Genomic DNA, 17,713 nt, shown 5'->3' with positions numbered 1-17,713 from the left:
GGACTTTCATGAAGCTGGATGTGCGCAAGGTACTTGGAGGCTGTCCGCATTGCTTGAGTCGTCATATGGAGCATGAATCCCATGAAGTCTGAGTTCGCCCCGTGCGTGACGTCTCGCGGGTTCAGCGTGGTCAACCCGCGGGTACCCACTACAGCATTTGCGCGCCGCAATCGAACGCAGCGCGTGAAACCGTGGTGCTCATCCACGGCGTCGGCGTGAATCAGAGCGTGTGGGCGCCGCAGATCGATCCGTAATCCGAATTTTTTTCGTGCTGTCCACGACATGTTGGGCGGTTCGCCCTGGCTCGACAGCAGCGTCCGCATCGTGCCGCTTTCGCAGATTCCTTGGGACGAAGTGAGCGACGCCGCCGTGCGCTCGATGCTCGAACGCAAGCAGGACGCGTTCGGCATTTTCGTGGGCGACTGCTGAAGGCGAGTATCGAAACGATGCCATACACAAATCACAAGCGTGAAGCCCCCCGCGTTTTCACGCCGTTGGACTGACGCAGCGCCAACCACCTGTTTTCCTGGAGAAAGACATGAGCAGCAGAAGCATCCCGTTTCTCGCACCGTTGTTCGTTGCGTGCGCAGCGACACTCGCAGCCGCGCCGGCACTGGCCGCGGACCCCATCGTCTTCACGAGCTGGGGCGGCACCACGCAATCGTCGCAGCAGAAGGATTGGGCGCAGCCGTTCACGCAGGCGAGCGGGATCACCGTGCTGATGGACGGCCCGACCGACTACGGCAAGCTCAAGGCGATGGTCGACAGCGGCAACGTGAGCTGGGACGTCGTGGACGTGGAGGGCGACTTCGCCTATGCCGCGCAGAAGGCCGGGCTGATCGAGCCGATCGACTATTCGGTGGTGAAGAAGGACGAGCTGGACCCGCGCTTTGCGTCGCCGGACGCGGTGGGCAGCTTCTATTACTCGTTCGTGCTTGGCTACAACAAGGCGAAATACACCGCTGCGCAGCCACAAACGTGGGCGGATCTCTTCGACACCAAGCGCTTCCCCGGCAAGCGCACGTTCTACAAGTGGTCGGCGCCGGGCGTGCTCGAAATCGCGCTGCTCGCCGACGGCGTGGCGCCTGACAAGCTCTATCCGCTCGACCTCGACCGCGCGTTCAAGAAGCTCGACACGATCAAGAGCGACATCGTGTGGTGGAGCGGCGGCGCGCAGTCGCAGCAGCTGCTCGCTTCGGGCGAGGCGCCGATCGGCATGTTCTGGAACGGCCGCCTGCACGCGCTCGCGCAAACCGGCGTGCCCGTCGGCATTTCGTGGAACCAGAACCTCACCGCCGCCGACATGCTCGTGATCCCGAAGGGCGCGAAGCACCGCGACGCGGCGATGAAGTATCTCGCCGCGGCGACGAGCCCGCAGGCCCAGGCCAAATTCGCGGCCGATACGGGTTACGCGCCGATCAACGTGAAGTCGGCCGCGCTGATGTCGCCGGCCATGGCGAAGATGCTGCCCGATCAATACAAGGCATCGCAGATCAACCTCGACATGAAGTACTGGGCCGAGAACCGCGATGCGATTGCGAAGCGCTGGTACGCGTGGCAATCGAAGTAAGCATAGCCGGCTGAGACCGAAACACAACCAGCGGGCTGGCAATGCGGGCAAACCGAAGCCATTGGAAACGTTATGCCAAACGTATTGAGTACCGTCGCCCACCCGGCCGCGACGGCCACGCGCAAACAGCGCGACTGGCGCAGCATGCGGCTGCTGGCGCCCGCCATGCTGCTGCTCGTGATCTTCTTCCTGCTGCCGGTGCTCTCGCTGCTGCTGCGCAGCGTGCTGGAGCCGACACCTGGCCTGCACAACTACCAGCAGCTGCTCGGCTCGACCACGTATTTGCGCGTGTTCGGCAATACGTTTCTCGTGGCGACGGTCGTGACGCTCGCCACGCTGCTCGTGGGCTTTCCGATGGCGTGGCTGCTCGCCATCGCGCCGCGCAAGGTCAGCGCCGTGTTCTTCGCGATCCTGCTGCTGTCGATGTGGACCAACCTGCTCGCACGGACCTTCGCGTGGATGGTGTTGCTGCAGGAAACGGGACCGATCAACCGCATGCTGATGGCGATCGGCGTGATCCATGAGCCGCTCTCGCTCGTCAACAACCTCACGGGCGTGACGATCGGCATGACCTACATCATGCTGCCGTTTCTCGTGATGCCGCTGCACGCCACACTGCGCAGCATCGACCCTTCGACGCTGCGCGCCGCCGCCGTGTGCGGTGCGAGCCGCTGGCAGGCCTTCTGGCGCATTCTCGTGCCGCTCGCCATGCCGGGCATCGCCTCGGGCGCGCTCATGGTGTTCGTGATGGCGCTGGGCTACTTCGTCACGCCCGCGCTGCTGGGCGGCCCCTCGTACATGATGCTCGCGGAACTGATTGCACAGCTCGTGCAGGAACTCTTGAACTGGGGCCTCGCCGGCGCCGCCGCCTTCGTGCTGCTCGCCGTGACGCTCTCGCTCTACGCGCTGCAACTGCGCTTCACGCGCCATGCGCGCGCAAGTCTCGGAGGGCGCTGACATGTTGCTCGATTTCGATCGTCTGGGCGCGCTGCGCTGGATGTTGCTGGCCGTGGGCGGGGCCGTCGCGCTCTTTCTCCTGCTGCCGATTGTCTTTATCGTCGCGCTCTCGTTCGGCGACTCGCAGTGGCTCATCTTTCCGCCGCCGGGCTGGACGCTCGAGTGGTACCGGCAGCTCTTCACCGATCCGGGCTGGATCGACTCGCTGCTCACGAGCGCGAAGCTCGCCGTGATCGTCACGGTGCTCTCCGTCGCAATCGGCTTTCTCGCTTCGCTTGCGCTCGTACGCGGCAAGTTTCGCGGGCGCAGCGCGGTGCAGGCCTTCTTCATCACGCCGATGGTGCTGCCGGTCGTGGTGCTCGCCGTCGCGCTCTACGCGTTCGTTCTGCGCATCGGAATGAACGGCACGATGACGGGTTTCGTGATCGGCCACCTGATCATCGCCTTGCCGTTCTCGATCATCTCGATCAGCAATTCGCTCGTGAGCTTCGACACATCGCTGGAAGACGCGGCGCTCATTTGCGGCGCCTCGCCGTTCATGGTGAAGCTGAAGGTGACGTTGCCGGCCATCCGGCTCGGTCTCTACGCCGCGGCGATCTTTTCGTTCCTCGCTTCGTGGGACGAGGTGGTCGTGTCCATCTTCATGTCGAGCCCGACGCTGCAGACGCTGCCCGTGCGGATCTGGTCCACGCTGCGCCAGGATCTTACGCCTGTCGTTGCCGCGGCGTCTTCGCTGCTCGTCGCGTTGACAACGTTATTGATGCTGGCGGGCGCTGTCGTGCGCCGCGGCCGCTAATCGAGGTAAACAAGCCATGACTGCATTCCTGCAAATCCAGCGCCTGCGCAAGACCTACGACGACGTCGTCGCCATCGACCAGGTGTCGCTCGATGTGCGCAAGGGCGAATTCATGACCTTCCTCGGACCGTCGGGCTCGGGCAAGAGCACGACGCTCTATATCGTCGCGGGCTTCCAGGAGCCCACGGATGGGCGCGTGCTGCTCGACGGCAAGCCGCTGCTGGCGGTGGCGCCCAACAAGCGCAACATCGGCATGGTGTTCCAGCGCTATACGCTCTTTCCGCATCTCACGGTGGGCGAGAACGTGGCGTTCCCGCTGCGCGTGCGCCGCCGCCCCGAAGCCGAAGTCAAGGCGAAAGTGGAGAAGATGCTCAAGCTCGTGCATCTCTCCGAGTGCCGCGACCGCATGCCCGCACAGCTCTCGGGCGGGCAACAGCAACGCGTGGCCATTGCGCGCGCGCTGGCCTACGATCCGCCCGTGCTGCTGATGGACGAACCGCTCTCCGCGCTCGACAAGAAGCTGCGCGAGGAAATCCAGCTCGAACTACGCCGCATTCACCAGGAAACGGGCGTGACGATTCTCTACGTCACGCACGACCAGGAGGAAGCGCTGCGCCTGTCCGACCGCATCGCCGTGTTCAACAAAGGCCGCATCGAGCAAGTCGGCACGGGTGAGGAGCTTTACGCGAACCCGGCTTCGCGCTTTGTCGCGAGCTTCATCGGCAATTCGAATTTCCTGCCAGTGAAGGTCACGAGGAACAGCGAAGGCCGCATGAACGGCGTGTTCCCGAATGGCCATGAAATTGCCTCGGACGCCTTCAATCCGGCACTCACCGCCGGTGACGACGGCACGCTGATGATCCGCCCGGAGCAGATGCGCATCAGCTCGCTGCAAGGCGCAAATGGCACGACAGGTTTGCCCGTGACCGTACGCGACGTCACCTATCTCGGCGACGCCATGCACTATGCGGTGGCCACTCCCTGGCAGCAGGAGATTTCGATCCGCATGCCGGCGGCGCATCGCCACGACGGCGGCATCGTGATCGGCACGCAGGCGCTCGTCGACTGGGACGCGCGCGATGTGCGCCTGTTCGCGCAAGCTTGACGGTGGCTGTCATGAGTGACGCACTGCCATCGCTGCGGGTCGAACGCCCCACGGCCACGTTGCGGGAACTCGCACTCGAAAAAATGCGCACGGCCATTCTGGAGGCGCATTTTCATCCAGGCGAGCGGCTGGTCGAGCGCTCGCTCTGCGAGATTCTCGGCGTGAGCCGCACCGTGGTGCGGGAGGTTTTGCGGCATCTGGAAACGGAGGGTCTTGTCGACTCGATTCCGAACCAGGGGCCGATCGTTGCCGTACTCGATTCCGACACGGCGGCTGAGATCTACGAAATACGCGCGCTGCTCGAAGGCGAAGCCGCCATGGCGTGCGCACAGCATGCCGACGAGCGCACCGTCGCGGATCTCGCTGGCTTCATCGACCGGATTCAGGCGGCCTTCGAAGCGCAGGACCATCAGGCTGTCAGGGCGCTCACGACGGCCTTCTACGAGCGCATGTTCGTTGTCGGGCAAAAGCGCGTGGCGTGGGAAATCGTGCAGTCGTTGACGGCGCGTATCAACCGCTTGAGAGCGCTGACGATCGCTTCCGACGACCGCGGCCGCCGAGCCGTCGATAAAATGCACCGAATCCTCCGCGCCATCTAAGCTGGAAACGCGACCGGCGCACGAGAGGCTGCGATCGCGCGCGAACTGATGGCCCAGGCGCACGAGCATGCGTCGCGTCGTGGGGTCAGGGGGATAGCGCGGCTCACTTTTGCGGCTCGAGCAGGGCGTCGCATCCAACGTCGGTTTTTTCGGCCAAATGTAGTTAGTTTAACGAAAGAAAAGATTTTTTAACCATGAACGGAAGGGGAAGACGTGAAAGGTACTGACTTCAAGAAACTTGCAGTTTGCGCGCTGTTGGGGAGTTCGCTCACGGTTGCGAACGTATATGCACAGTCCTCGGTAACGCTCTACGGTGTGATCGATACTGGGATCGACTATGTCAACAACAGCGGCGGGCATTCGCTCTGGCGTATGCGAGATGGCACGTATGACGGCGTCTACGGCAGCCGCTGGGGGCTGAAAGGCACGGAAGATCTTGGCGGCGGCCTGAGCGCGCTATTCAAGCTCGAATCGGGCTTCAGCCTGGAGAATGGTCAAAGCCGCCAGGGTGGTCGGCTGTTCGGGCGTCAGGCCTATGTGGGGCTTTCGGATACGCGTTTTGGCACGCTCACGTTGGGCCGCCAGTACGACTCAGTGGTGGATTACCTGCAGCCGCTCACGGCACCGGGACAGCTCGGCGGCCCGCTGGTCCACGCAGGCGACATCGACAACACCGACAACTCGTTCCGAGTGGACAACGCGGTCAAGTACGCGAGCCCGAAGATCGGCGGCCTGACCTTCGGCGGCGTGTACTCCTTCACCAACACCAACGCGCCTGGGCGTGGCACGACTGGCCTGTGGAGCCTCGGCGCGAGTTACTCGCTCGGTTCCCTGACCATTGCCGGCGCGTACCTGTATGCAAAAGACCCCGCGCTGCTCCTGAGTGACGGCGACTATGTCGGTAACACCACCGGCGCGGATATCGGCGCGAGCGGCCCGTTCAGCTACGTCGGCAATCCACGTAACGAGCAGATATTCGGCGCGGGCGTGAACTACGCGATCGGCTCGGCGACGCTCGGGCTCGACTACACGAATACGAAGTTCAACGACGCCAACGGTACAGATAGCACGGTGATCTTCACCAACTACGAAGCGTGGGGCCGCTACAATATCACGCCATCGTGGTACGTTGGCGCGCAATACGTTTACACGCATGGCAGCATCGGCTACAGCCAAGAGGTTCCCATCTATCACCAGGTGGGGCTTACGACGTCGTACTCGATCTCAAAGCGCACGGCCCTCTATGCGATGGGCGTGTGGCAGAAGGCAGCCGGCGCGGCGACTTACGCCGACATTTTCGACGGCGCAGTGGGGTCGGCGTCGTCCAACAATCATCAGATCGCGGTGCGCGTGGGCATGTACCACCAGTTCTGATTGTTAGAGCGCTCCGCCGCGGCAACTCATGCGCAAGGGCGGTTTTCCGCCCGGATCGATCCTCGCATCGCTGGTGATGCTCAATTCGACCGCGCCATTAGGCTCGCTGCTTGGCGGCGCGGTGGTCGGCCGCGTAGGGGCGAAGTCCGTCGCCAGTGTACTTTATCTGCTTGCGGCAGTTCGCCTGTGCGCGCTGCCGTTTGCTCATGGCACTCTGCAAACATATCTACTCATGGGCACTGCCGGGGTGGGCGCCATCGGGAACACACTGCTGCGTGGCACGTATTTCAGTCGCTATTGTCCGCCCGTCAACCGGGCAGCGGGCATTGGCTGGGTGCGGGGAATCGGGCGCTTCGGCACAATTGCCGGGCTGTTGATCGGCGGCGCGCTAGCACAAGCGGGCGCACCACTGCTTTGGAATCTCTACGCATTTGCAAGCGCCGTCCTCGTAGCGGAGCTTGCCGTGCTCGCCGTTCTCAGTCGCGCATCAGGCCTTGAGTAATTACACACCGGTTGGGGCTATTTCAACCAATATGAATCTACTAAAAAATCTACCCATCGCGGGAAAAACCGGCGTTGCATTTGCATGCGCAATTTTTGCATTCGTCGTTAGTGCGTGCATCTGCCTCGCCAGTGTTCAGGCGATCGACCATAAACAGAAGGAATTCGAGGCATCGGAACAAACGCTCCTTCTCCTAAAGGACGGAACGTCCGACTATCTCAACATCATTTGGGCGGTACTGGCGAACAACCTGAACGGCAAACCCGGGCACACGGCGTGGATCGACCAGCACCGTGCTGATTTCGTCACGAGGCTGGCAGGCCTGCGAGCAATAGACGGCACGGCAGAGGCCACACAGCTGGCTAGCACATGTCAGCAGGAATATGACCGCTGGTTGAATACAGTCGTCGACCCGCTAGTGGACATGCGCAAGAAGGTGGACGCCTTCTCAGTTAATGTGGGCGATCTCTCGGCATTAACTGAGGGCTTCGGGTCGTACCTGGGTACCGACCGGCTCGTCGCCGCCGTCGACAAGCTGGACCGCTACGAAAGAGATCGCATGCTCGCAAGCGGCAAGGAGCTGGACGCGCTGCGTGCCAGAATTTACGTGACAATACTCGCGAGCACCGTAATTGCTGTCATTGCGTCCATTCTTGCTGCGACGTGGCTCTCGCGTACGGTTTCGCGTCCGCTGAAGGCGGCCGTTAATATGGCGACGCGCGTGGCGGAAGGCGATCTAACAGCCAATATCGAGGCGTCGTCGATGGATGAAACGGGGCGACTCATACGCGGCCTGAATGCCATGAATGAGAGCCTCGCGAAGATTGTAGGCGGCGTTCGGATCGGCACCGGTAGCATTGCGACGGCATCCAGCGAAATCGCGGCCGGAAATTTCGATCTTTCTTCGCGTACTGAACAGCAGGCGAGTTCACTTGAGGAAACGGCCGCCAACATGACGCAACTGGCCCACACCGTTCGACAAAGCGCCGACAACGCGCGGCAGGCGAACGCATTGGCGACGAGAGCATCCGGCATGGCGGAGGCCGCCAACGAGTCAGTCTCGAACATGGTGCAGACCATTCGCAACGTCAGCAATAGTTCGAAGCAAATCTCCGCGATCACCGCCGTGATCGAGGGCATCGCCTTTCAGACCAATATCCTCGCGCTCAATGCGGCAGTGGAGGCTGCGCGAGCGGGAGAACAGGGCCGAGGTTTTGCGGTGGTCGCGAGCGAAGTACGAGGCCTTGCACAGCGCTCAGCCACGGCTGCCAAGGAAATCAAGGAGCTTATCGTTTCGTCGGTGGAGGCGATCCAGGAAGGCTCGACGCAGGCAGATGCCGTTGGTGAGGCAATGGCTGAAGTCAAGATGGCGATCAAGCAGGTTGCCGGCATCGTCGGCGAAATAGCCGTGGCCTCCGACGAGCAAAGCCGCGGAATCGACGAAGTCGACCAAGCCGTGAATCAGATGGAACGGATTACGCAACAGAATGCGGCACTCGTGGAGCAAGCGGCCGCAGCGGCGCGTTCTCTCGAAGAGCAGTCAATGCATCTCAAGAACGCTGTAGCCGTATTTTCGCTCGGTGAACGGGATTCCGTGCGTGCAAACCACGATGACGCACATGCGCGGTCATGGAGACCAGTCGAGTTGCGGACTTGAGCAGATTCCGATGTTGGGCCCAAGATTAAGAAGAAGGAGCTTGGTGCGTCGGGAGGATACGGCGCATCTGAACATCAGACGGCACCAGCATATTTGAATGATATGAACGCCCCCACCTAGCCGCAGGCTTCGCGCGATCGGCTCGATGCTGGCAGCAAAAAGCCATCGATCTGAGATTCAGGCCGATCATACTGGTTCACTCAGCGAACCGAAGGGGATCTGTCATGACGCATACGATTGTGGGCGTGGACATTGCAAAAAACGTGATGCAGGTCCACTGGGTGGACCCGGACACCGGTGAGGTCGTGAACCGGTCGGTCAAGAGGGCGGCGTTTCTCCAGTACTTTGCGAATCGGCAGCCGTGCCTCGTCGGGATGGAATCATGCGGCGGATCACAGCATTGGGCCCGACGGTTGATTGAAATGGGGCATCAGGTCAAGTTGATGCCGGGGAAGTTCGTCAAGGCTTTCAACATCCGCAACAAGAACGATGCTGCCGACGCGCGTGCGATCTGGATGGCCGCCCAGGTGGACTGCAAGGCAGTTGCCGTAAAAACCGAAGCCCAGCAGGCCGTGCTTGCCCTGCATCGTATGCGTCAGCAACTCGTGAAGTTCCGCACGATGCAGATCAACAGTCTCCGCGGGCTGTTGAGCGAGTATGGTGAAGTGATGGGATGCGGTAGGGCAGCGCTCGACAAGGCAATACTCGAGATTCTGGACAGGTTGTCAGGACGCCTTCCCGCAATGTTGATCGATACGCTGGGAGAGCAATGGAGAGGTCTGGATGCGATCGACAAGCAGATCGGTCAGATCGAGCGGCGGCTTCGGGAGTGGATGAAGAACGATCATGCAGCCAAGGCAATCGCGGCAATCCCAGGCGTGGGGTTGCTCACCTCGACGGCTGCAGTAGCAACGATGGGGCACGCTGAAGCATTTAAATCCGGCCGCGAGTTTGCCGCATGGTTGGGTCTCGTGCCGGGACAGACCGGCTCCGGCGGGACCATCAGGTTACGAGGAATCAGTAAGCGCGGTGACACGTATCTCAGGACTTTGCTGGTACATGAAGCGCGCAGCATTATCTATAAGGCCAAAGAGCCAGGGCAATGGGTTGAGCAGTTGAAGCAACGGCGTCCGTTGAATGTAGTAATCGTCGCCTTGGCCAACAAGCTCGCTCGAATAATCTGGGCGGTTCTGGCGCATCAACAGCCATACCGTGTAAATCACGCGTGCACGAAACCGTCATGATTCGATCGAGGTGGCTGGTGGTTTCTCTCTAAGAGGGGTGGAACGTCAAAAGTTGCGGCGGCATTCGAGCGTAATGACAAATCGGGTAGGACCCGGGACTCACCAAGCCTGAATTTATGTATGAGCTACTTAAGCTCGCCATTTGAATGAGGCGTGAGTCTGCGGATTTCATAGTGGCCCGCAGCGAAGCTGAAGCTGCACAGAGAGGCCGGATGTAGACATGCAGCCCATCCCATTCGTCAAAACCTCGAACACCTGGCGCAAACGGGGGCGTTCATGTATACATAAATATAGTGATCGAAGTTTAGTTCGTAATCCTATATTTGTTGAGCTGAAGAGATATCGACTTGTGCAGCAGGCTGCTGCACAAATTCCGGATTCGGTCATGCCTTCCGGTTGCACGGTGACAATCGGCGCATGGCGGGGAAGGCTGCCTTGATCTCGTGCTCGAGCCGATCGATAACCTGCTGGCGTCGCAGCCCCGTATCTGCTGTCTGTCGAGAGATGTTGCGGTCGATTTTCCAGTACAGCGCGACCAGTTTGTGAGTATCGGCACTGCCGGTTCGATTCGATGGCGGTGCACAATGGGGCGGCCAAAGGTGGGAAGTGCACGCGTGCAAGTGCAAGCAAGAAACCGGAGAGGGGTGCGGAATGCGGCCTGGCCCGCATTTCAGGTCAGCGCCAGTTGCCGCCCGTCTCCGGCCAGGCGTACCTGGTAGCCCATCGCGCGGTATCCGGGGTAATCGTCCTTTTCGTGCAGAAAATGGCGCTAAGAGGACGTCGATCCGCCTGCGGCAGGGCTTTGCGGGTCGTTATGTTTGGCGCGATCGAAGCGTACTGCAAGCCATTGATTAATCGGGTCTTCTCAGTTTGAATCGCCAGAATGCGCACGAAAAGGACAATTACCCCGAGATCTACCTCTACACCATCGCGAACCTGCCGCTCGATGGCTGGGTGAAGAACGACAACGCCCACAACAAGCTGCTTGCGGAGTGGAAGATACGGGAGACGATCGCCGCCGGCATCATCTCGCAGGAGCAGATCGACATCCGGGCATGCCTGGCGCCGCGGCGCCTTCAGTTCGAGTTCGACGTCGAAGAGAAAGGCAGGCCGTCATATCTGGCGTGGTAACGCAACGGGGAGAGCTTCGGCTCTCCCTTTATGCCGTCTCGTTAACGATCGAAAAATATTCGAGACCTACATTACGTGACTGAGCTGCCGGACCTTCTCAGTTTCGGCTTATTCGCCACATGCAAATAACCTACCGATAGGTTATCATGGAGCTATGCCTACATTTCTGATTGTACTGGGTTACCGTGTCATGATTTACACGCACGATCATCGTCCGGCCCACGTTCACGTTTTGGGGCCAGATGGCCGATGTGTTTTCAATCTCAATTGTCCCAACGGCCCGCTCAGCTTGCGGGAGTCCGTAGGCCTGTCAGCAATGGTTCTTCGTCGCCTCGATCGCGAGATCACGCCGAAGATCCACGCGCTTTGTACCGAATGGAGGAAGATTCATGGCGCTGTCTAAGGAAGAAATTGCCGCTGCCCGCGAGGCCGGCAAGCGCCTCGGCCCCAAGATGGTCGATGCGCGTTACAGCCGCACGCACGCGAGCCTCGAAGTGCGCTATGAGCACGGTGTGAAGGTCGAGGTGCCAGTCAAGCTGATCCAGGAGTTCGCGCTCCTGGAGAAGTCGCCGAGCGTGGCCGACTACTCCGAGATTGAAATCTGGGGTGGTGGCTACGACCTGTTCTTCCCGCGAATCGAGATGGCCGTCAGCGGTCCGGCGCTGCTCGCGGGTATCTTCGGCTCGAAGGCATGGATGTCGATGCTCGCGCGCAGCATGGGCTCGGCAACTAGCGAGGCTAAGGCACGCTCGTCTAGGGAGAATGGCAAGAAGGGTGGCCGTCCTCCCAAGGCTGCGGCCACCGCGCATCGACAAGCCGTATAGGCGGAGTGGGTAAAGGGGAGGAATAAATGACGACGCTATCGGTATCTGTCGGCGGCAGGAAGGAGATGGGCGAACGCTTCATCGCAGCGTGGAAGCGCGCTGAGGCAGGCGACACTACCGAAGAGCGCCACATCACCTTCGAGACCTGGGAGCAGCTGACCAGCACGCTCACGGAAAGCCGCCTCGAACTCCTGCGGCATCTGCGGACCGCGGACGGTGCGGACAGCACCGAAGCGCTGGCGAAGTCGCTGGGAAGGGAGCACAAGGACGTCCGCGAGGATGTCCAGGTTCTCGAAGACGGCGGGTTTATCGAACGGATGGACGGTCGGCTAGTCGCCCCTTGGGAGGTCGTCGTCTCCCAAAAGCCAGAGTAGGATAAAACTGATGCGCTTACTAAGGTAACAGGATGCCGCAAGCACACTGGATGCCTCAGCGGCGTCCTGACGCGCAGAGCCGGCCCTCGTGGCCGGCTTTATTTTTATCAGCAGCAAACCAGTAGCGTGCTGTCGGAATACCGAACTCCTGCTGGACAAAACAAGAGAGAGACCTATGTACCAAAAAGTAATACAGCGACGGTATCAAGTCGCGAAAGCCGGAACCCGTATCAGCGTTCTGGAAACCGGGGACGTTTGGACATGCACTTCGTTTGCGGGCGTGAACAAGCAGGGGATTGGGTTCCTTGCCCACTTTGATGGCGGCATATCGACGGGCGTCATCGACGAAATCATCGAGGAACTGAAGAAGCTTGACGCGGACTTCAGCACGTTCGAGCTGCGTATCGCGACAGGGCTCGCCGGTTACGTCAATCCGGCAAACTGGCCGACGCGGATAGGGATTTGGTGGCACGTCAGAAAGAGCGGACTGTTCAAGACGGACCGCTGGTGGAAGAGGCACTGGACCGAAATCTGGTCGTTGAGATTCTGGTGGGTATTCGGTGTTGTTGTCGACACGAACACGCGGACCATCAAGCGCTCGACCTTCTACCACCACACTGAACGAAAAGGCGAGTGGGTACCGCGACCGCCGAAGGGCGTGAACTGCTGGTACACGCGGTGGAAAGCATACCGCGTCGGCGTCAAAACCGTTAAACGCAAGAAGAAGTAACGCCAGCATCTTGGCACACAAAGCCGGTCGCTTTCGAGGCCGGCTTTTCTATTGCCTGTCGATTTCGTGTCGATGGGGTTGTGAGTTCGTTGGGCAACACCTACGCGGTGTTCGCCGACTTCATCGAGATGTCGGCGATCGCGCTCTCCAGCAAGTTCGACAAAAGCCAGTTCGATAAGCGCGAGAAGCGCTACCTTGAAATCGTCGGCAAATACAGCAATGAGGAAGCCAACCGATTTGCACAGATGTTCACGGAGTTGGTCATGTGCTATCGCGACAAGGTGGGCGAGAACGGGGAACCCGGCCTCGGCCGCTACGCGATGCAGGGACTGGGTGACGTGCTGGGCGAGATCTACATGGCGCTCGATCTCGGCAGCGATCGCGCGGGGCAGTTCTTCACGCCGTACAGCGTCTCTTTCATGATGGCCAAGATGACGATCGGCGACGGCAAGGGCATCCGCGAGCAGGGCTTCATCGAGATGCACGAGCCTGCGTGTGGGTCGGGCGGCATGGTCGTGGCCACGGCCGACGCTATGCATCAGGCGGGACTCAACTACCCCTACCACATGCATGCAACCTGCATCGACGTGGACCCTCGCTGCATGCACATGGCGTACCTACAGCTGGCGCTACTAGGCATCGGGGCAATCGTCATTCACGGCAATTCCCTGACCATGCAGCAATGGGATGTCTGGTACACCCGTGCTCACTTCATCTGCGGGTGGCCCCAGCGCCTAGCGCAGCGCAAGATGGAAAAGCTGTTCAAGGCGCTGCTGACGGAACGCGCGAAACCGGTGACCGACACACCACAGCCGACACCCGAACAGGCGTCGATACGCAATGCTGCATAGGCTAGAATCGCAAGACCATGAAAAAGACAATCATCAATCTGTGCTTCCTGTGCGCCGTCAGCGCAGCACATGCGGAGAACTGGGTAGAGCGGGTTGCCACGCCCCACGCGATCTACATCGACCTCGATTCGCTGCGTCACCAAGGCGAACTCGTAAGCTTCCTGGAGAAGGAGACATTCCCAGTCCAGATGAACACAAGGTTGCGCCCCACATACCAGGAGCAGATCTTCTTCAATCAGACGGTTTCACTACAGATCGTCGATTGCCAGCAATTGAAGGGCACGCGTGCGGAAACGAGGTATCTCGGGGACTCTGGCGAGCTGGTCTACGACCAGCGTTTTGATGGCACCTGGACCGCTATCAGAACCGACTCGTGGATGTATGGGGTAACGAAGGAAATCTGCCCTGCAAGGGACGCGGGATGAAAGAAGCGGTCATAAAGCCCAGCCCCGAGGGGCTGGGCCGTATGCCATCCTTCTTTTTTGGGCTTTTAGCCGAGCGACGAGCGCAGCGTACGCAGTTCCGCGTGCTTCTCCTTGACTTCGCCCAGCAGCTTGGCGAGGTTCTCGGACACCTTCGTAGGAGACCGCGCCGAAGCGGGGGCTCTATGCCGCGCGCTGTCGTTCACGATGCTCACACTGAACGCCGACTCGCATCCGCGATGCGGCGCTTCCACAAGCCCGGTGCTGAGAAACGCAGCGTGGTCATCGTGCCGCGCGACCAGCACGGGAACTGGCTCGCGTGCCGTTCGACCAATGAGGCCCGGTCCTTCCTGTCGTTGTATCCCGCGGACAGCATGAGCGCCGAGGCCGCCCCGGCACCGCCGCGCAAACCCAAAGCGAAGGCAGAGGCCGAAGCAGGAGAATGAGCATGACAAAGATCGCCGTTGAATTCGCCCTTTGCTACATGCTCGCCAGCATGCAGCTCTGGCGTGAATCGATCGACCTGAAGCTACCGATGAAGGACGAATTCAAGGTCCACATGATGCGCAACCGCCGGCCGATGCTGGAGAACTACGTGCGCGCGGCCGGTGGCTGGCTGTCAGCGCTTAACGCGATGACGCGGCGGCGTGGAGCTCCAGGCGGTGCGTGATGAGGTCGAGAAGTTCGCCGCGTCGGCCGAGGGCGAACTGAACGCGTTTGATGACCTGCTTGTGGAAGGCTGAGCGCCGACGTTAATAAACGTTCAATGTCAAAGCCATTTTCAGATGTCCGCTTTCCGGCCAAGTTGAGATGTCCGCTTTGCGGGGTTCAGATTTTGTCTTTCACGGGTTGCCGCTCACGCAGTGTCGAAGATCGGATCATGAACGGGCAGGGCATTCGCGCCTGTTCCATTAACGCCTGCTGATCGATGACCTGGTCTGCGGAGGCTGCTTTTGCCCGGCCAGGTCGACGATCACCTGCTCGATGTCGGCCTGTGTAAATTCGCGTTGCTTCTTCCTGCGCGCGTGGCCTTGCTTGCGCTCCGTTCGGGTCGAGTCCCCACGGTGCGTTCGGGAAGGCGCTTTACCAATCCGCTCGTTATCGCGTTGCGCCTGAATCACCTGTGAGACCTGAAGCACGTGGCTCAGCCGTTTATGTTCAACGATGGCGCCCTGATCAACCTCGGTCAGCCGGTCGTACTCGCGGTACGGCAGCAACCGGCCCTCGGCCCGCAACTCGATACGCCCGCCCGGATACTCCCAGACCTCGACATACCAACGAATCAGCTTGCGGTTCTCCGGCGTATCGTCGAGCAGGTACATGACCCGGTCGTACTGCACCGTCAGTGCCTTCGTCACGATCCGTGACTCACGCCACGTGAGCACTGTGTCCAGGTTCTCATCAGCCCGTAGTGGACGATGCGCGTCGAAGTCACTCCTGGGCGGCTTCGCAAAGCGCGCGTTGTACGCCGCCATAAAGGAGGGTGCCCAGGTATTGGCAACGGCCAGCGTGTTGATGCCGCGCAGCCGCAGCTCCTTGACGAGGCGATCCTGCAGCGTCAGGTGCGCACGCTCCACGCGGCCCTTGGCCGAGCTGCTGTTGGCGCAGATCGTGTCAATGTTCAGCTCGTACATCGCGCGGCCGAACGGCGTCACGCTGCGGCCGGTCCGCTCGGCACTGGTGTTGCGGAATACGCTGGCCTTGTCGCTGTAGAACGCGCCAGGCTTGCCATGGCGCTCGATGTACGCGCGCGTCGCCTCGAAATAGCTTCTATGGGGTATTCGAAGTCAAGCCCCCTCGATGACAGTTTTGATCGCAAGATTCTCCTTTAGGGCTCCGCGAGTTATCCACTGCCTGCCGGCGGGTCCCTTCACGTGACCAGAACGTCGGCAGGCAGTGGATAACTCGCGTGCGTCAACAAGTGGTTATCGGCTTTCTTTCCCTCCTGCTCAACACGTGTCAATAGTCTTGGTTCGGAACGCTCGATGTCGGGCGTATGCCCGATCTAACTTCTATCCGTGCCGGCACCACGGCCGGTCACCCTATACCGCATGCGCTAACGCGGGCAGCGCTCCGTTCGGACGCGCCCCATCTGAAGGACGATTGCCCATCGGGCAATCCCGCTATTTCACGGGCGCGCAAACCTTGTGACTCGTGCCGTCTGTCGACGCAGATGGTTCAGGTCGCAACCACACTGCGGTGTGCCTTGAGGGTTGCTCCAATTGGAATCTCACCATGTTCCGCATAACGCCATAGCGCGATCGCGAGACGACGAGCTAGTGCAACAATGCCGATACGGCGGGCACGCTTTCCTGCGCCAGCAAATCGTTTATGGAACCATTGGCTCAGTTGGCTTGCGGGCTGGTGGCGCATCGTGGCCGGAGGCTTCTAGATCTGCGCTAAAGTGCTACTGAGACACGATCACACGCCGTTCCATTGCCCACTTCGATCCACCTGAATTTCTACGCATCGATGTGGATCGATGCGATCTGTGTTCCGCCTTACTCTTCGGTGACACTCAGTTAGGACTACCTATAAAAGTTCGATAATTTCTTTTATGTAAAATTGAGTTCCAAGGGAAATCGCGGCAACGACTGGCGTTGATTCAATCACCGTAGGGATGCCCATTACTGAGCACCCTTCGGAGAGTATCGACTGGGTCTGTGGGAAAACCCGGGCGAATATGGCTGGAACTATCCCGATTCGGCTTGCCTATTAGCACGACGTCAATCGCAAAGAAATGAACGCGCAGTCTCACCCGCGCCTCGCCCGAAACCCTTCGAGACTCTTGCGTGCCTGTGCCCGGATTGCGCGTTGCACGAAGGGCGTCCAGCCGAGCACGGTCCCTTTCAGGCCAAGTGCCTGGCTCGCCCAGCGCCACAAGTCGAAACTGTCGCGATGTCGGGCAATGAGTCCGTCACGAAACTCGAAGCGTGCCTCGATCCGGTTGACCACCGTGCGGCCGGTCGGACCAAACTTGTAGCGCGCGACCCACTTCGCGCTCCCCGTCTGCCCGTTCGCGCCGACATCGCCAAACGTCAGGGAAAAATCCAGTGCACGCTCCACCAGCATACGCCACATGTCGCGTGCGGCCTCCCCGCGCAGTTCGCCAAATGCTGGATCGCAGAAGACAAGGTCGTCGGCATAGCAGGCCAGCATCGCGTCGATATCTTGCCGCTGAAAGGCCTCATAAAAGCGGAAAATCAGTTCGGCGTTGGAATGGCCCATCTTGAAGTGTTGTTCTCGTTGTGAGTGATCCGGAGTTTAAGCGCGACGGCCAGATACCGTCCAGTATGGCCAATGCAGACCCGGAGCCCAGCGACAAGCCTTCTGCTCAACTTCGCTCAAGCCGCCGCGCCAGGCGCTCGACGATCTCAGCCACTGGAAAATCGCCGTAATCGAACCAGTGCATGATCGGCGCAATCGGGCCGCTCAATGATCTGCGTATTGGAGCGACCCCAGGATCGGTATAATTGAGCCACCTGGCGGGCTCAGTGTTGTGTCGGGCGCTGCTCCGAAACGCTTCCCTCTACGAACGATTCGAGAAACCGAAAATCGAAGCGGCGTTTGAAATTCC

At 60.2% G+C, this 17,713-nt stretch carries 17 protein-coding genes and 6 pseudogenes; 19 read left to right on the top strand and 4 right to left on the bottom strand.

Annotated features, from left to right (window positions below; genetic code table 11):
* Positions 1-101: 101 nt before the first annotated feature.
* The 17 genes and pseudogenes from VSR72_RS35180 to VSR72_RS35100 form a co-directional block, all read left to right on the top strand.
* A pseudogene (locus VSR72_RS35180) lies at positions 102-248 on the top strand (alpha/beta hydrolase); the annotation flags it as partial.
* Between the two features lie 43 nt (positions 249-291).
* Positions 292-429: pseudogene (locus VSR72_RS35175) on the top strand (flavin reductase); the annotation flags it as partial.
* A 109-nt stretch (positions 430-538) separates the two neighbouring features.
* Complete coding sequence (locus tag VSR72_RS35170) at positions 539-1,570, top strand: ABC transporter substrate-binding protein (RefSeq protein ID WP_342956859.1); 1,032 nt, start codon at positions 539-541, stop codon at positions 1,568-1,570.
* A gap of 72 nt (positions 1,571-1,642) precedes the next feature.
* Positions 1,643-2,527, top strand: coding sequence for an ABC transporter permease (locus VSR72_RS35165; protein ID WP_342956858.1), 885 nt, complete (start codon positions 1,643-1,645; stop codon positions 2,525-2,527).
* A 1-nt stretch (position 2,528) separates the two neighbouring features.
* Positions 2,529-3,323 (top strand): ABC transporter permease, encoded by a 795-nt coding sequence (locus VSR72_RS35160; RefSeq protein ID WP_028203710.1) that lies wholly within the window; start codon positions 2,529-2,531, stop codon positions 3,321-3,323.
* A gap of 16 nt (positions 3,324-3,339) precedes the next feature.
* Positions 3,340-4,428: an ABC transporter ATP-binding protein gene (locus VSR72_RS35155; protein ID WP_342956857.1), complete on the top strand. Its 1,089-nt coding sequence runs from the start codon at positions 3,340-3,342 to the stop codon at positions 4,426-4,428.
* A gap of 11 nt (positions 4,429-4,439) precedes the next feature.
* Positions 4,440-5,024: pseudogene (locus tag VSR72_RS35150) on the top strand (GntR family transcriptional regulator); the annotation flags it as partial.
* Between the two features lie 258 nt (positions 5,025-5,282).
* Complete coding sequence (locus VSR72_RS35145) at positions 5,283-6,401, top strand: porin (RefSeq protein ID WP_342956887.1); 1,119 nt, start codon at positions 5,283-5,285, stop codon at positions 6,399-6,401.
* Positions 6,402-6,429: 28 nt separating this feature from the next.
* The gene (locus VSR72_RS35140; RefSeq protein ID WP_342956856.1) at positions 6,430-6,903 is read left to right on the top strand and encodes a hypothetical protein; all 474 of its coding nucleotides are present in this window, start codon (positions 6,430-6,432) and stop codon (positions 6,901-6,903) included.
* Complete coding sequence (locus VSR72_RS35135; RefSeq protein ID WP_342956855.1) at positions 6,896-8,560, top strand: methyl-accepting chemotaxis protein; 1,665 nt, start codon at positions 6,896-6,898, stop codon at positions 8,558-8,560. Before VSR72_RS35140 ends, VSR72_RS35135 begins: the two co-directional genes overlap by 8 nt.
* 224 nt (positions 8,561-8,784) lie before the next feature.
* Positions 8,785-9,804 (top strand): IS110 family transposase, encoded by a 1,020-nt coding sequence (locus VSR72_RS35130; RefSeq protein WP_342956854.1) that lies wholly within the window; start codon positions 8,785-8,787, stop codon positions 9,802-9,804.
* Positions 9,805-10,674: 870 nt separating this feature from the next.
* Positions 10,675-10,935 (top strand): hypothetical protein, encoded by a 261-nt coding sequence (locus tag VSR72_RS35125; protein WP_342956853.1) that lies wholly within the window; start codon positions 10,675-10,677, stop codon positions 10,933-10,935.
* A 389-nt stretch (positions 10,936-11,324) separates the two neighbouring features.
* The gene (locus tag VSR72_RS35120) at positions 11,325-11,759 is read left to right on the top strand and encodes a DUF2442 domain-containing protein (protein WP_342956852.1); all 435 of its coding nucleotides are present in this window, start codon (positions 11,325-11,327) and stop codon (positions 11,757-11,759) included.
* A 26-nt stretch (positions 11,760-11,785) separates the two neighbouring features.
* Positions 11,786-12,133, top strand: a complete 348-nt coding sequence (locus VSR72_RS35115) for a hypothetical protein (RefSeq protein ID WP_342956851.1) — start codon at positions 11,786-11,788, stop codon at positions 12,131-12,133.
* A 175-nt stretch (positions 12,134-12,308) separates the two neighbouring features.
* Positions 12,309-12,863, top strand: a complete 555-nt coding sequence (locus VSR72_RS35110; RefSeq protein WP_342956850.1) for a hypothetical protein — start codon at positions 12,309-12,311, stop codon at positions 12,861-12,863.
* Between the two features lie 80 nt (positions 12,864-12,943).
* Entirely contained in the window at positions 12,944-13,714 is a 771-nt protein-coding gene (locus VSR72_RS35105) for an N-6 DNA methylase (RefSeq protein WP_342956849.1), read from the top strand.
* A 17-nt stretch (positions 13,715-13,731) separates the two neighbouring features.
* Positions 13,732-14,139, top strand: coding sequence for a surface-adhesin E family protein (locus tag VSR72_RS35100; RefSeq protein ID WP_342956848.1), 408 nt, complete (start codon positions 13,732-13,734; stop codon positions 14,137-14,139).
* A gap of 65 nt (positions 14,140-14,204) precedes the next feature.
* On the opposite strand, the gene VSR72_RS35095 is transcribed toward VSR72_RS35100, so the two are convergent.
* Positions 14,205-14,351: a hypothetical protein gene (locus VSR72_RS35095; protein WP_342956889.1), complete on the bottom strand. Its 147-nt coding sequence runs from the start codon at positions 14,349-14,351 to the stop codon at positions 14,205-14,207.
* On the opposite strand from VSR72_RS35095, the pseudogene VSR72_RS35090 reads away from it, so the two are divergent.
* Positions 14,326-14,582 (top strand): annotated as a pseudogene (locus VSR72_RS35090) (hypothetical protein); the annotation flags it as partial. The gene VSR72_RS35095 and the pseudogene VSR72_RS35090 sit on opposite strands and share 26 nt — an antisense overlap.
* Positions 14,583-14,584: 2 nt before the next feature.
* Positions 14,585-14,806: a hypothetical protein gene (locus VSR72_RS35085; protein ID WP_342956847.1), complete on the top strand. Its 222-nt coding sequence runs from the start codon at positions 14,585-14,587 to the stop codon at positions 14,804-14,806.
* Positions 14,807-14,992: 186 nt separating this feature from the next.
* On the opposite strand, the pseudogene VSR72_RS35080 reads toward VSR72_RS35085, so the two are convergent.
* The 3 genes and pseudogenes from VSR72_RS35080 to VSR72_RS35070 all read right to left on the bottom strand — a co-directional run.
* Positions 14,993-15,905, bottom strand: a pseudogene (locus VSR72_RS35080) (ISNCY family transposase); the annotation flags it as partial.
* Positions 15,906-16,314: 409 nt separating this feature from the next.
* A pseudogene (locus tag VSR72_RS35075) lies at positions 16,315-16,509 on the bottom strand (hypothetical protein); the annotation flags it as partial.
* 381 nt (positions 16,510-16,890) lie between these two features.
* Positions 16,891-17,364, bottom strand: a complete 474-nt coding sequence (locus VSR72_RS35070) for a nuclear transport factor 2 family protein (RefSeq protein WP_342956846.1) — start codon at positions 17,362-17,364, stop codon at positions 16,891-16,893.
* Positions 17,365-17,713 lie beyond the last annotated feature (349 nt).

The sequence above is a fragment of the Paraburkholderia sp. JHI869 genome (assembly GCF_038900775.1).
Taxonomy (GTDB): domain Bacteria; phylum Pseudomonadota; class Gammaproteobacteria; order Burkholderiales; family Burkholderiaceae; genus Paraburkholderia.
This window is presented reverse-complemented; position numbering and strand designations above follow the sequence as displayed.